Genomic DNA, 12,342 nt, shown 5'->3' with positions numbered 1-12,342 from the left:
CTCTATCGGATCTGCCGGGGTGGTTTCGACCGCGTGATCAGCCGAACCCGCGACTGTCCTGTTTGAGTGCCGTGTCCACGCACAGCGCGGCGGCGATGCAGAGCGATTTCAGCGGCTCGGTGAGGTGCGGGCTCAGATGGACCGAGTACGTGTCAGCGGTGGTGAACATCGTGGTGAGGATGCCCTCGAACGTCTTGGTGATGCGGCCGACCTCGGCACCGGCGTGGTCCTGGAGCTTGAAGTTCCAGGCGATCCAGTTCTCCGCACTCAACAGGCCGACCTGCTGCCCGCCCGCCTCGAGCGAGAAGCGGATCTTGCCGAACACGTTCTGCTGCACCAGCCGGCCCATCTCGGCGCCGTTGGGGTGGGTCACCACGAGCGTCGACTTCATGATCTTGGCCGGTCGCGTCAGGGTGAAGATCACCTGCGCCGCGGAGTCACGCACCTCGAGACGATGCGTCATGAACTGATCGAGGCTGGACAGGAACCGCGCTGCCTTCTTCAGCCCCGACTGGCCCACCTCCACTACCCTGCCGATCACCTGGCCGTCCGCGCCATAGATGTCGTACTCATTGGTGAGCTCGATGATCTTGCGCTTCTGCGACACCGCCATCGCGTTCTCGGTGTACGGCGAGCGCACCTGGCCGGTCGGCCCCTGCTGCCAGCTCTGCTGCTGCGGCTGGTGCTGCTGGGCGCCGTACTGCTGCTGCTGGGCGCCGTACTGCTGCTGGGGTTCGGCCGGCGGCTGGGGCGCCGTTCCGAAACCGGTGCGGCCGCCGTACTCGGAGCCCGGGATGTGGGTGGAGGTCTGCTGGCCGGCACCCGTCGCCGTCGAATGGGCCGCAACGGCCGGTTCCGCCGCTCGGAGGTGATCGGTCCATTGCGAACCATCCCACCACCGCAGCTGGGCCGGACCGGTGGACGAGGAGGACGCGGCGGGATCCGGATACCACCCGGCAGGAGTCGGTGCAGTCACGCCCCGAGTCTGCCACCCTCGACCGGCTTGGGATCATGTCAGGGACGAACTTCCGCATCAGCGCAGCGAAGAGGAGAACGACATGCAGTTGCAGCGTATCGGCGAGGTCGGCGCAGAACGGCCGGTTGCAGTCGTCGACGGCGTCGCCCGCGACCTCAGCAGCCTCACTGCCGACATCGACGGGCAGTTCCTGGCCGGCGGCGGGATCGCCAGGGTGCGGGATGCCTTCGAGTCGCTCCCGGTCGCCGACATCGCGGGTCGGCGGATCGGGGCCCCGATCGCCCGACCGCAGGCTGTCTGGTGCATCGGCATGAACTACGCCGCGCACGCAGCGGAGTCCGGTTCGGCACCGCCGTCGATCCCGATCCTGTTCTTCAAGACGCCGAACACGGTCGTCGGTCCGAACGACGACATCCTCGTCCCCCGCAACTCGCACAAGACCGACTGGGAGGTGGAGCTGGCGATCGTCATCGGGTCGCGCACCCAGTACCTCGACCGGGTCGAGGATGCCTGGCAGCACATCGCCGGCTACACGGTGTCCAATGATGTCTCCGAGCGCGCCTTCCAGCTGGAGGAGTCCGGCGGGCAGTGGTCGAAGGGCAAGTGCTGCGCGACCTTCAACCCGCTCGGTCCTTCGCTGGTCCCTGCCGACGAGTTGGACCCGTCTTCGCTGCGGCTCCGGTCGCGGGTGAACGGCGAGATCCGGCAGGACTCCAACACCGCCGATCTCATCTTCGACGTGCCGACGATCATTCATCACCTGTCGCAGTACGCCGTCCTCGAGCCGGGCGACGTCATCAACACCGGCACTCCGGAGGGCGTCGCGCTCTCCGGGCGGTTTCCCTACCTGCAGCCGGGGGATGTGGTCGAGGTGGAGATCGACGGGATCGGACTGGGGCGTCAGCAGGTTCGACAAGGCTGACCGTTTCCGTCTCCGTGACCCGGATGACTACGGTGACGTGACCACATCAGCGCCGCAACGACGCGAAAGGGGATCAGGATGGACCTGCGCCCGCCGGACGACGCTTCCGTCGCCACCCCCGATGCCGACCCGACCGCTCACCCGAAGCCCGTCGTTCCCGATGTCCTGTTCGACGACCAGGAGGCGGAGACCCGTTGGCGAGCGCGGTACTCAGCGCCCCGGATCGGGCTGCCCTCCCCGTCGAGGGACGACGAGCAGCGGGCCATCTACCTGTCGAACGAGAGCGGAACCTTCGAGCTGTACTGCTGGGACCTGAACTCCGACAAGCGTTTGCAGGTCACCGACCGACCCGACGGCACGATCAACGGCACCCTCTCGGCGAACGGCATGGGGGTGTGGTGGTTCGACGACACCTCCGGTGACGAGTTCGGCAGTTGGAAAGCGCAGCCCTTCGGCTCCTCACCCGGATCGGGTGACGACGCGATCCCCGGCGTCGCACCCGGATATCCCGCCGGCCTCGAGGTGGGCGTCGGGGTGGTGCTCGCCGGCTTCTCCGACGACGACGGATCGCGCATCCACCTGGTACGACAGGGATCCGAGCCCACCACCGTCTACCGGCACGAGACCGACGCGTCGGTCGGCGCACTCAGCGCGGACGAGACGATCTGGGTGCTGGAGCACACCGAGCACGGCGACTCCCGGTATCCGTCGCTGCGGGCCCTCTCTGTCGCCGACGGCACGACTCTCGGCGAGCTGGACGACAGCCCGGGACGCGGCTTGTCGGCGCTGGAGTTCTCACCGGTCGCCGGTGACCAGCGGGTGCTCGTCGGTCACGAACGGGACGGTCGCGACGAACTGCTGATCTGGGACCTGGCCACCGGAGCCGTCACCGAGATCAGCATCGACCTGCCGGGAGATCTGTCCGGCGGGTTCACCTGCGCAGCGGATGCGCTGCTGGTGCTGCAGGCGCACCACGGGCGCTCTGCCCTGTACCACCTGTCGCTGTCCTCGGGCGTCCTGACGCCGATACCGTCGGAGCTGGCGTCCATCGACGGGCTGGTCGCTCGCGACGACGGCAGCATCTGGGTGCGCGGGTCGAGCGCTGCGACCCCGTCGTCGCTCGTCTCCCTCAGCATCACGCTGCCGGAGGCGTCAGCGCAGGCCGACGCTCGCTCCGACGCGTCCGGTCCCGCCGAGATCGCCGCCGAACCGGATGCGATCGAGATCCTGCGGACCGAGCAGTCGCCGAACGCGGCGGCCGTCGTCAGCAGCGAGCTGTCGCTGAGCCCAGAGACCCGGGCGCCCGCGTCCGAACCCGTCCACGACGTGTGGGTTGACGGGCCGGGCGGCCGGATCCACGCGCTGCTTGCCGTTCCGGCCGGAGTACCGACGCCGCAGCTGGACGGCGGTACGAACGTCCCGGTGCGCACGGTGTTCCTGGTGCACGGTGGTCCGGATGCCGCTGATGACTACTCGTTCGACGCGGAACGCGCCCTGTGGCTCGATGCCGGATTCGCGGTGGTGCAGGTGAACTACCGCGGTTCGTCGGGTTACGGCTCGCAGTGGCGCGACGCACTCACCGCGCGGGTCGGGCACACCGAACTCGCCGACATCGCCGCCGTGCAGGACCACCTGATGTCCAGGGGTCTGATCGCCGACGACCAGTGCGTGATCGCCGGCGGTTCGTGGGGCGGATTCCTCACCCTGCTGGCGCTCGGTGCCCAGCCGAGTCGCTGGATCGCCGGCATCGCCGGGGTCCCGGTGGCCGACTATCCGGCGTCCTACGAGCAGGAGATGGAAGGCCTGCGCGCCTACGACCGGGCCCTGTTCGGCGGATCGCCGCAGGAGGTGGCGGAGAAGTACCTGGACTCCTCGCCGTTGACGTGGGTTTCATCCGTCCAGGCCCCGGTGCTGGTGCTCGCCGGGCGTAACGATCCCCGCTGCCCGTTCGGACAGATCGAGAACTACCTGCAGGAACTGTCGTTGCAGCACAAGGACTATGCGCTGTACAGCTACGATGCGGGACACTCCTCGATGGTGGTGCGGGAACGGATGCGACAGAAGGCGGTCGAGGTGCGCTTCGTCCTCGACGTCTTCGATGCCCGCGCCGCGCTGACCCCGTGACGCCCAGGACCGGGAAACCTGGGACCGCGACCCATGAGACCGCGACCCGCTGGGTCGCGCTGCTGCGCGGGGTCAACGTCGGCGGCGCCACCGTGCGCAGCGCCGACCTGGCAGCGCTGTTCACGGAGCTCGGCTTCGGCGCGGTGAAGACGGTGCTCGCCACCGGCAACGTGGTGTTCGACAGTGATGTCGAGGACAGCGACACCCGCGCCACCGCAGCGCTGCGATCGAAGATCCAGGACGCCCTGTCGACGCGGTTCGGCTACGACGCCTGGATCGTGCTGCTCACCCGAGACGCGCTGGCCGCCGCAGCTCAGGCGTACCCGTTCACCCGGCGGGACGACGTCGAACACCCGTATCTGGTGTTCGGATCGACCGACGCCGTCCTCGACGAGCTGCTCGAGGAGTCCACCGAGGCGATCCGAGGCGGCCGGTCCGGATCCTCGGCCGGCATCGAGGAGATCGCGCGAGGCGACGGGTGCCTGTACTGGCGGCTGCCTCGCGGGCATTCCACGGACACACCGGTCGCGAAGGTGACGGCGAAGAAGAAGTACCGCTCAGGCACCACCACCCGCAATCTGCGGACGGTGGAGAAGATCGCGGTGGCCTGAGCCGTTGCGGTTGTCAGGCCAGGTCCTCCCAGCGGAACTCGGTCGGGACGGTTGCGTCGTCGGTGTGCAGCTGTTCCTCCCGGGCGCGCAGTTCCACCCGACGGATCTTGCCGGAGATGGTCTTCGGCAGCTCGGCGAACTCCAGCCGACGGATCCATTTGTACGGCGCGAGATGCTCCCGCGCGTACTGCAGGATCTGCTTCGCCGTTGCGGCGTCTGCCGCAAAGCCTTGTGCCAGGACCACATAGGCCTTCGGTACCGCCAGCCGGAGTGCGTCCGGTGAGGGAACGACAGCGGCCTCTGCGACCGCCGGATGTTCGATCAACACCGACTCGAGCTCGAACGGCGAGATCCGGTAGTCGGAGGCCTTGAAGACGTCATCGGCCCGGCCGACGTAGGTGACGTACCCGTCGGCGTCCCGGGATCCGATGTCGCCGGTGTGATAGCGGCCGTCGCGCATGGCTTCTGCGTTGCGCTCGTCGTCACCCAGATACCCCACCATCAACCCGACCGGGCGATCGGCGAGGTCGATGCAGATCTCCCCCTCGTCGCCGGCGACACCGGTGGTCGGGTCGACCAGGATGATCGGGTAGCCCGGCAGAGCACGACCCATGGACCCGTCCTTGACCGGTTGACCCGGGGTGTTGGCGATCGCCAGGGTCATCTCCGTCTGACCGAAACCGTCCCGGATCGTGACGCCCCAGGCGGCCCGAACCTGTTCGATCACTTCAGGATTCAGCGGTTCGCCCGCGCCGATCACCTCCCGCGGCGGCGTGGGCAGCTGGGACAGATCGGCCTGGATCAGCATCCGCCAGACGGTGGGCGGAGCACAGAAGGTGGTGACCCGGTGCTCGTGCATCACGCGCATCAGCGCGGATGCGTCGAACCGCTGGTAGTTGTGGATGAAGACGGTGGCGCCGGCGAGCCAAGGGGCGAACACGTTGGACCAGGCATGCTTCGCCCAGCCGGGCGAGGAGATGTTGAGGTGGACGTCGCCGGGCTTCAACCCGATCCAGTAGACCGTCGAGAGATGTCCGATCGGGTAGGAGATGTGGTTGTGCTCCACCAGCTTCGGCAGCGCAGTGGTCCCCGAGGTGAAGTACAGCAACAAGGTCGAATCGGCCCGGGTCGGGCCGTCGGGAACGAAGACCGGATCCGCGTGATGGGAATCGGCCCAGTCGATCCACCCGGCTGCCGGAATGTCTTCGCCGACAGCGATGGTGGTGAGGTCTCCGCGCACGCCGGCGAAGGTGTCGCTGTCGCGGGACCGCGCGATCGCGAACCGAGCTGCGCCGCGGTCGACCCGGTCCTGAAGATCGGAACTGGCGAGCAGCGTGCTGGCCGGGATCACCACGGCACCGAGCTTGATGGCGGCCAGGATCGTCTCCCACAGCTCCACCTGGTTGGCCAGCATCAGGATGATCCGATCGCCGCGCGCGACGCCGAGGCCGCGCAGCCAGGTGGCCACCTGGTCCGATCGGGCTGACAGGCCGGCATAGGTCCAGCTGCCGACGGTGCCGTCGTCCTCGACGATGGTGAGTGCCGGTCGGTCGGGATGCTCGGTGGCGATCACGTCGAACCACTCGAGTCCCCAGTTGAACTCGGTGGGGCGGGGCCAGTGGAAGGTCGCCCTGGCAGCGTCGAGGTCGGTGCGGTGGCGCTCGAGCGTCCGGAGCGACTCCCGGATCTGTTCGGTGGCCAGGGTCTCCTGCGCTGCCATTTCTCGTCCCTTCACACATCGGGTGCGCACCGGCATCGGCGACGGTGCGCGATCTGTTCGCCATTCTGCGCTGCACCGCCGCCGGCGCATCCCCTGGCCTCCGCCCAGCTGCCGAGGTCGCCTTCGTAGGGTCGTCCGGATGGGACGGAGGGGGAAACGTAGAGCTGCGGGCGCAGGACTGATCGCGTTCGCAAACTCGCTCGTCACCGGGTGCAGCCCGCGGGAGCAGGGCAGCTCGTCGGCCGATTCCCGTCCCGCTGTGGGCTCCCTTCCCGCCGCCTCGTCCAGCGGTCCCAGCGTGTCCCGCTCCACCGCCCCGACCGGGCGCAGTTCCCCCGCGTCGACGCGGCCCCTCCAGTCGATACCCGAGGGAAATGTGGTGACGGACGCGGCCCTACAGGTCGGAGCCCGCCGGACCCGGGTCCTGGTGCAGTTCTACGACCAGGTGCTGCAGTACACGGCCCCGGGGCCGTCGTCCGATCCGGCGTTGTTCTTCCGCTGGTCACACGTGGCGCTGGACGACCCTGAGCTGATCCAGGCGGAAGGCATCGCTCCGCTGTCCGACGGATACGGGTTCGCGTCCATCTCAGAAGCAGGTCCCGGTGGCAGGGCGGCCGGTCTGTCGATCGCTCCCTGCCGGTGAGGCGCGAACTTGGGGCGTCCGCTCGTCACTCGCGACGGGTGAGGGCGGGCAGGCCGGTGGCCGATTGTCGTTCGCGGACGTAGCGATGCCCGGTCGGGGTGACGACCAGTGTCGATCCGTCGCCCTGGCGACGGGTCGACCAGCCCGGCATTTCCTTCATCTGGTTGCCCCGCAGGCACAGTCCCTGACCATTGACCAGCGTGGTCGGCCCGCCACGCGCGTAGGGCGTGACGTGGTCCGCATCGCGGATCGGTGCATCGCAGTAGGGCTGACGGCACTGCCGGTCGCGGATCATGATGTGTCGACGCATCGACTCGGGGAACAGCCGGGAGCGCGCGTCGACGTCGACCACCGATCCGTCCACCGGATCCGTGAAGAGCCGACGGATCCGCACCCTGGCGTCGGGAACACCTGTGCAGCAACACTTTTCGGCCGCCGACGACGTTGGCGTGGCGGTCGACCCGTCGTTGGCGGATGGGGCTGCCCGGCCGTGGTGCGTCCCGCTCCCGCGGGGAGGCTCGTCGTGGGGCGGGTCGCCCTGTGATGCGTGCTCGGGGCGCAGCGTGCGCTCGTGCGGCTCACCGCCGCAGCCGACCAACTCGCGCACCACCGCTGCCGGCACCGGTCCGTAGTTGTCCACCCAGCCGGGCGCCGCCCCATCGCCGAGCACCGAGTCGACCGGAAGGGTGACGCGTATCTCGACCGGGACCGCGTCCGCGGTGGCCTGACCGGTGCAGCGCTCGACCAGCAGGTCAGCCATCAGCTGGCCGATTCCGCGACCCTCCGACTCACTGGTGCCGTGCAGGGCGAGCGCTGCAGTCCGGAGGCCGGCGAACACCCCGACACCCTGTGCCATCGGCAGCAGGGCGGAGACGATCGCCATCGAATCGGGTGCGGGGCGTACCCACACCCGTCGATCCTGTTCTGCGGATGCCTTGCGGTCGACGCTGCCACGTGGGTCGAGGGAATAGGCGATGTGGTCGACTGCCTTCTCGGTGGCCGATGAGCTCCAGCCCTGCAGTCGGGGTGCGATGGCCGCGTCGACCAAGGCCGCATCGGTCTCGCTGAGGTGGCTGCTCCGGGTCACCGCGATGCGCGCCTGGATCTCCGAGATCCGGCCGGCGCGAAGCTCCTGGAAGGTCTGCGGCAGCCGCGCCACCAGCGCCTGCGCGAAGCCCAGCTGTCGCGCCGCCGAGTTCGGCGAGATGCGACGAGCGAACCCGATCTGCTCCGCCGTCCCGCGGCCCACGTCGCGGGATCTCACCTTCGCCGCGAGGTGGGCCGCGCGTTGACCGTCGGCGAAGGCAACTTCTTCAGCGGCGCGCAGTCCGCCCGCGGCGCTGATCAGTGCCTCGAGCGCGGCAATGCGGTCGATCGACACCTCAGGTGTCGATGCCGGGGCGGCGCTCGCCAGGACTGCCAGGGTCGACTCGAGAAGGACGAGAAGCTGATCGCCGGCCGGCTCCTGAACCACCGTCGGCTCGTTCACTGCTGGTGGCTCATGAACCGGCTCGTGATCCGCTGTCGGCTCGGATTCCGCGGCTCGCTCCAGCTGATCCAGCTGCTCGGGCGACGCCGCGTGGTCTGCCACCACGACGTCCGGGAGCACCGACAGCGCCGATCCGGTACCCGATGTCAGGAACTCCGATGCCACGAACTCCGATGCCACGAACTCGATCTCGGGGAACCATCCGACGGCTACGGCGGCGTCGTCCAGGATGCGCCGCAGCTCCGCCTCGAGCGCACTGGGAATCGCGGAGCCCCCTGCACCTGTGCGATCAACAACCCCCCAAGTCATTCCTCCATCATAGTCGTCCACTTGTTCGATTCACTGCTCTCATCAGGTGATCTTGTGATTGAACCATTCATCCGTTTGCGCTCCACCATCGGGCATCGGCGAGCGGCCGAGCCGTGGGGGCAGTGACCTGCGCGGGCCGGCACTCCCAGGTGATGCTCACCGGCAGGCAGCAGGACGCATGATGTTCGCGAGACAGCGAGAGGAGACCGGATGTCCGCGACGGGCCATGTCTTCGTGCTCCGGGAAGCCACCGACCCCGCTCGCGCGCCGCTGGTTCTCCTGCACGGCTCGGACGGAACCGAGCGTGACCTCCTCCCGCTGGCCGAGCGCGTGGCGCCGGGCGCGCCACAGCTCGGGGTGCGAGGAACGGTCGCCATGGCCGGCGGGTACGGGTTCTTCCGTCGGTGTCCCGACCGCACCATCGAAGGTGCAGACCTGGCGGAGCGGATTCCGGTACTGGCGCAGTTCGTGCGCGAGACCTGCGGTCACCGGTGGCCGGGTCGGCGACCGCTGGTTCTCGGCTATTCCAACGGAGCGATCATGGGCGCGGCTCTGCTGATGGCCGATCCGCGCTGCTGGCCGGAGCGGTCCTGCTGCGCCCGCTCCGGCCGCCTGTGAATGTGCCCGAGCTCCGGATCGACGGATTCCCGGTCCTCATCGTCGACGGCGAGCATGACGAGCGCAGATCACCCGGAGACGGTCTCGCGCTGGCGGATCAGCTAGGTCGACTCGGAGCAGACGTCACCCACCGCGTCCTGCCCGCCGGGCATCTCGTGTCCGATGCGGATCGCGCCGTCATCCGGGAGTGGCTGCGGTGCAACGGCTTCTGACCAACGATGGTGCCCGCGCCGACAGATCCGGGTGTTCAAGCACCTCCGACAGCCAGCCTCCCCTCTGCGACGGTGAGACCTCCTCCGGAGAGTCGGACGACCCCGCCGGCGACCCCGACGCGCAGACGACTGGGCCGGCCGAGAGCATGTCCCTGGTCGATCACGACCGTGCTGCCGTCTGCGACTCTCCCCTGCTCGACCAACAGTGCAGCGAGTGGTCCGGCAGCGGTGCCGGTAGCCGGGTCCTCGACGATGCCCATCGTCGGGTTGAAGAACCGGGTGTAGGCGTGCGCGCCGTCGTGCGCGGACGGCGTGGCCGTCGTGAAGACATAGCAGCCTTCGCCGCCGCAGGACGCCAGGATCTCCCGCAGCCGGGCGGCGTCGACGCTCACCCGATCGACGCTCTCGCGGTCGACGAGCGGGACCAGCAGGTGCCCCGCTCCGGTGGACACGACCTGGATCGGCAGCGTGCGGTCGAGCTGGTGCTCGCCCAGACCGAGAGCCGCTGCCAGCCCCGGCAGGTCATCGACGTTTGCCCCGAACTGGGGCGCGGACTGCACCATCACCACGTTGACCCGATCGCTTGCGTCGCGGACGATCTCGATGGCCAACACGTCGTCCCCGATCTCCTGATGATGGATCCCAGGGACGAACCGACCGGTGTGGGCGAGCCAGAGCCAGGCGCCGAGAGCGTTGTGCCCGGCACCGCCCACCTCGTGACCGGCAGCAGTGAACGAGCGCAGCCGTAGATCGGCGCGCGCACGGGTCGGCTGCAGCAGGAACGTCGTCTCGGACTGGTTGAACTCGCGAGCGATCTCCCGCATCCGTTCGTCGCTCAGGTGGTCGGCGTCGGGCACCACCGCCAGGGGATTTCCGGTCAGTGGCCGATCCGCGAATACGTCGACCAGTGCGAAGCCGACGTGATGGTCGGAACCGGAACGGTGGGGCTCTGTGGTCATCGTCAGGACCTCCTTTCGAGGTGGTGTGTTCCCTCAACGATGGCCGCTCCCGCTCGGCGGATGAACCCGGTATCCCCGGTTCTTCCACCGCTGCACCGCGAATACCCCGGTAGGTTGCCGACATGGCCGTGGATCTCGATGACACAGACTAGGCGATCGTCAGCCAGCTGCAACAGGACGGTCGGCAGTCGTTCACCGAACTCGCCCGCCGCGTGCACCTCAGCGCATCGGCCACGACGGAGCGGGTGAAACGTCTCGAGTCATTGGGCGTCATCGCCGGCTACAGCGCCCGGATCGATCTCGGCGCGGTCGGCATCAGCCTGATTGCCGTCGTCCGGCTCAAGTACGTCGGCAACCGCCACGATCCGTTCGTCGAGTACCTCGAGCAGGGCCCACAGTTTCTCGAGTGTCTGCGGATCACCGGTGAGGACTGCTACGTCATCACCCTCGCTGCCGTGTCCATGCAGCAGCTGCAACGCTTCGTCGACGATCTCGCCCGGTTCGGTGACACCACAACGAGCGTGGTCTACAGCCACACCCTCGCGCACCGCGGCCTGACCCGGCCGCTGACCGACCTCTGACCCCGGGGCGCAGGTCGAAACTCAGCGCAGCAACGGCGCGACCAGCTCGGCTATCTGGACGGTGTTCAGGGCTGCACCCTTCCGAAGATTGTCGTTCGAGACGAACAGCACCAGCCCGCGACCTTCCGGCGCGCTCTGATCTGCTCGGATCCGCCCGACGAACGACGGATCGGAGCCCGCTGCCTGCAACGGATTCGGCACGTCCGAGAGCTCGACACCCGGCGCGGTCGACAGCAACTCCGTTGCCCGCTCCGGCGAGATCGGTCGACCGAACTCCGCGTGGATGGCCAGCGAGTGACCGGTGAAAACCGGTACCCGCACACAGGTTCCGGCGACCAGCAGGTCCGGGATCCCCAAGATCTTGCGCGACTCGTTGCGGAGCTTCTGCTCCTCATCGGTTTCGAGACTGCCGTCGTCCACGATCGAACCCGCGAGCGGCAGCACGTTGTAGGCGATGGGGGCGACGTACTTCTTCGGTGCCGGGATCGCGACGGCACCGCCGTCGTGGGTGAGTTCCGGCGCCGCCGCACCGATGCCCTGGATCTGCCCGTCGAGTTCTTCCACTCCGGCCAGCCCCGATCCGGACACGGCTTGATAGGTGGCCACCACCAAGCGGGTCAGCGTCGCCTCCGCGTGCAGCGGACACAGTACCGGCATCGCCGCCATGGTGGTGCAGTTCGGGTTGGCGATCACCGCCCCCCGCCCGGCTTCCCGTCCGGCACGCACTGCGGCCAGCGCAGCGGCCGGGTTCACCTCCGAGACCACCAGCGGCACAGCGGGATCCATCCGGAACGCGGACGAGTTGTCGATCACGACCGCGCCGGCCTCGGCGAATCGCTGGGCCTGCGCGCGCGACGTGGTCGCACCAGCCGAGAACAGCGCGATGTCGATCCCGGACAGGTCGGCGGTCGCCGCGTCCTCGACCACGATCTCGTCGTCACCCCAGGGGAGCGTCGTCCCGGCCGAGCGACTGGAGGCGAAGTAGCGGATCCGCGCGACCGGGAATGCCCGCTCGGCGAGGATGGCCCGCATCTTGGCGCCGACCTGACCGGTCGCGCCGACGACGGCCACCGAGAGGCCTGGTCCTGCAGGGGTTTCGGTCATGAGATCTCGACTCGCTTCGCTCGCTCGATCGACGGAAGGGACGGATGGGTGGTTCTGTCGACGGATCGGTGGTT

12 protein-coding genes are annotated in these 12,342 nt (G+C 68.5%); 7 read left to right on the top strand and 5 right to left on the bottom strand.

Translation table 11 applies throughout. From position 1 onward, the window contains the following. Positions 1–37: 37 nt before the first annotated feature. On the bottom strand, positions 38–976 hold the full coding sequence (locus ABLG96_RS04400) for a phospholipid scramblase-related protein (RefSeq protein WP_353650197.1): 939 nt from the start codon (positions 974–976) through the stop codon (positions 38–40). An 82-nt stretch (positions 977–1,058) separates the two neighbouring features. Here ABLG96_RS04400 and ABLG96_RS04395 point away from each other — a divergent pair, with 82 nt between their 5' ends. From ABLG96_RS04395 to ABLG96_RS04385, 3 genes are all read left to right on the top strand, one after another. Then, the gene (locus tag ABLG96_RS04395) at positions 1,059–1,898 is read left to right on the top strand and encodes a fumarylacetoacetate hydrolase family protein (RefSeq protein ID WP_353650196.1); all 840 of its coding nucleotides are present in this window, start codon (positions 1,059–1,061) and stop codon (positions 1,896–1,898) included. 78 nt (positions 1,899–1,976) lie between these two features. After that, positions 1,977–4,022, top strand: a complete 2,046-nt coding sequence (locus ABLG96_RS04390) for a prolyl oligopeptidase family serine peptidase (RefSeq protein WP_353650195.1) — start codon at positions 1,977–1,979, stop codon at positions 4,020–4,022. After that, positions 4,019–4,633 (top strand): DUF1697 domain-containing protein, encoded by a 615-nt coding sequence (locus ABLG96_RS04385; protein WP_353650194.1) that lies wholly within the window; start codon positions 4,019–4,021, stop codon positions 4,631–4,633. Before ABLG96_RS04390 ends, ABLG96_RS04385 begins: the two co-directional genes overlap by 4 nt. Before the next feature lie 13 nt (positions 4,634–4,646). On the opposite strand, the gene ABLG96_RS04380 is transcribed toward ABLG96_RS04385, so the two are convergent. Next, positions 4,647–6,353, bottom strand: coding sequence for an AMP-binding protein (locus ABLG96_RS04380; RefSeq protein ID WP_353650193.1), 1,707 nt, complete (start codon positions 6,351–6,353; stop codon positions 4,647–4,649). A gap of 379 nt (positions 6,354–6,732) precedes the next feature. On the opposite strand from ABLG96_RS04380, the gene ABLG96_RS04375 reads away from it, so the two are divergent. Further along, positions 6,733–6,996 (top strand): hypothetical protein, encoded by a 264-nt coding sequence (locus ABLG96_RS04375; RefSeq protein WP_353650192.1) that lies wholly within the window; start codon positions 6,733–6,735, stop codon positions 6,994–6,996. Between the two features lie 25 nt (positions 6,997–7,021). Here the strand turns inward: ABLG96_RS04375 and ABLG96_RS04370 are convergent, their stop codons facing one another. Continuing rightward, complete coding sequence (locus tag ABLG96_RS04370; protein ID WP_353650191.1) at positions 7,022–8,794, bottom strand: DUF222 domain-containing protein; 1,773 nt, start codon at positions 8,792–8,794, stop codon at positions 7,022–7,024. Between the two features lie 210 nt (positions 8,795–9,004). Here ABLG96_RS04370 and ABLG96_RS04365 point away from each other — a divergent pair, with 210 nt between their 5' ends. Both ABLG96_RS04365 and ABLG96_RS04360 read left to right on the top strand, forming a co-directional pair. Next, positions 9,005–9,412: a hypothetical protein gene (locus ABLG96_RS04365; RefSeq protein WP_353650190.1), complete on the top strand. Its 408-nt coding sequence runs from the start codon at positions 9,005–9,007 to the stop codon at positions 9,410–9,412. A 2-nt stretch (positions 9,413–9,414) separates the two neighbouring features. Continuing rightward, a complete protein-coding gene (locus ABLG96_RS04360; protein WP_353650189.1) occupies positions 9,415–9,624 on the top strand; it encodes a hypothetical protein in 210 nt (69 codons plus the stop codon). 35 nt (positions 9,625–9,659) lie between these two features. Here the strand turns inward: ABLG96_RS04360 and ABLG96_RS04355 are convergent, their stop codons facing one another. Continuing rightward, a complete protein-coding gene (locus ABLG96_RS04355) occupies positions 9,660–10,583 on the bottom strand; it encodes a PhzF family phenazine biosynthesis protein (RefSeq protein ID WP_353650188.1) in 924 nt (307 codons plus the stop codon). Positions 10,584–10,738: 155 nt separating this feature from the next. Between ABLG96_RS04355 and ABLG96_RS04350 the strand changes: the two genes are divergently transcribed. Beyond that, the gene (locus ABLG96_RS04350) at positions 10,739–11,164 is read left to right on the top strand and encodes an Lrp/AsnC family transcriptional regulator (RefSeq protein ID WP_353651377.1); all 426 of its coding nucleotides are present in this window, start codon (positions 10,739–10,741) and stop codon (positions 11,162–11,164) included. A gap of 21 nt (positions 11,165–11,185) precedes the next feature. On the opposite strand, the gene ABLG96_RS04345 is transcribed toward ABLG96_RS04350, so the two are convergent. Further along, positions 11,186–12,268: an aspartate-semialdehyde dehydrogenase gene (locus ABLG96_RS04345; RefSeq protein WP_353650187.1), complete on the bottom strand. Its 1,083-nt coding sequence runs from the start codon at positions 12,266–12,268 to the stop codon at positions 11,186–11,188. Positions 12,269–12,342: the final 74 nt, after the last annotated feature.

This window comes from Nakamurella sp. A5-74 (assembly GCF_040438885.1).
Taxonomy (GTDB): Bacteria; Actinomycetota; Actinomycetes; order Mycobacteriales; family Nakamurellaceae; genus Nakamurella.
The sequence above is the reverse complement of the archived record's forward strand: the minus strand, read 5'-3'. Positions and strand labels throughout refer to the sequence as shown.

Excerpts from the sequence above, each read along its gene's own strand:
- ABLG96_RS04395 (WP_353650196.1), top strand. The coding sequence starts at position 1,059 with ATGCAGTTGCAGCGTATCGGCGAGGTCGGCGCAGAACGGCCGGTTGCA.
- ABLG96_RS04390 (WP_353650195.1), top strand. The coding sequence starts at position 1,977 with ATGGACCTGCGCCCGCCGGACGACGCTTCCGTCGCCACCCCCGATGCC.
- ABLG96_RS04380 (WP_353650193.1), bottom strand. The coding sequence starts at position 6,353 with ATGGCAGCGCAGGAGACCCTGGCCACCGAACAGATCCGGGAGTCGCTC.
- ABLG96_RS04370 (WP_353650191.1), bottom strand. The coding sequence starts at position 8,794 with ATGACTTGGGGGGTTGTTGATCGCACAGGTGCAGGGGGCTCCGCGATT.
- ABLG96_RS04365 (WP_353650190.1), top strand. The coding sequence starts at position 9,005 with ATGTCCGCGACGGGCCATGTCTTCGTGCTCCGGGAAGCCACCGACCCC.
- ABLG96_RS04355 (WP_353650188.1), bottom strand. The coding sequence starts at position 10,583 with ATGACCACAGAGCCCCACCGTTCCGGTTCCGACCATCACGTCGGCTTC.
- ABLG96_RS04345 (WP_353650187.1), bottom strand. The coding sequence starts at position 12,268 with ATGACCGAAACCCCTGCAGGACCAGGCCTCTCGGTGGCCGTCGTCGGC.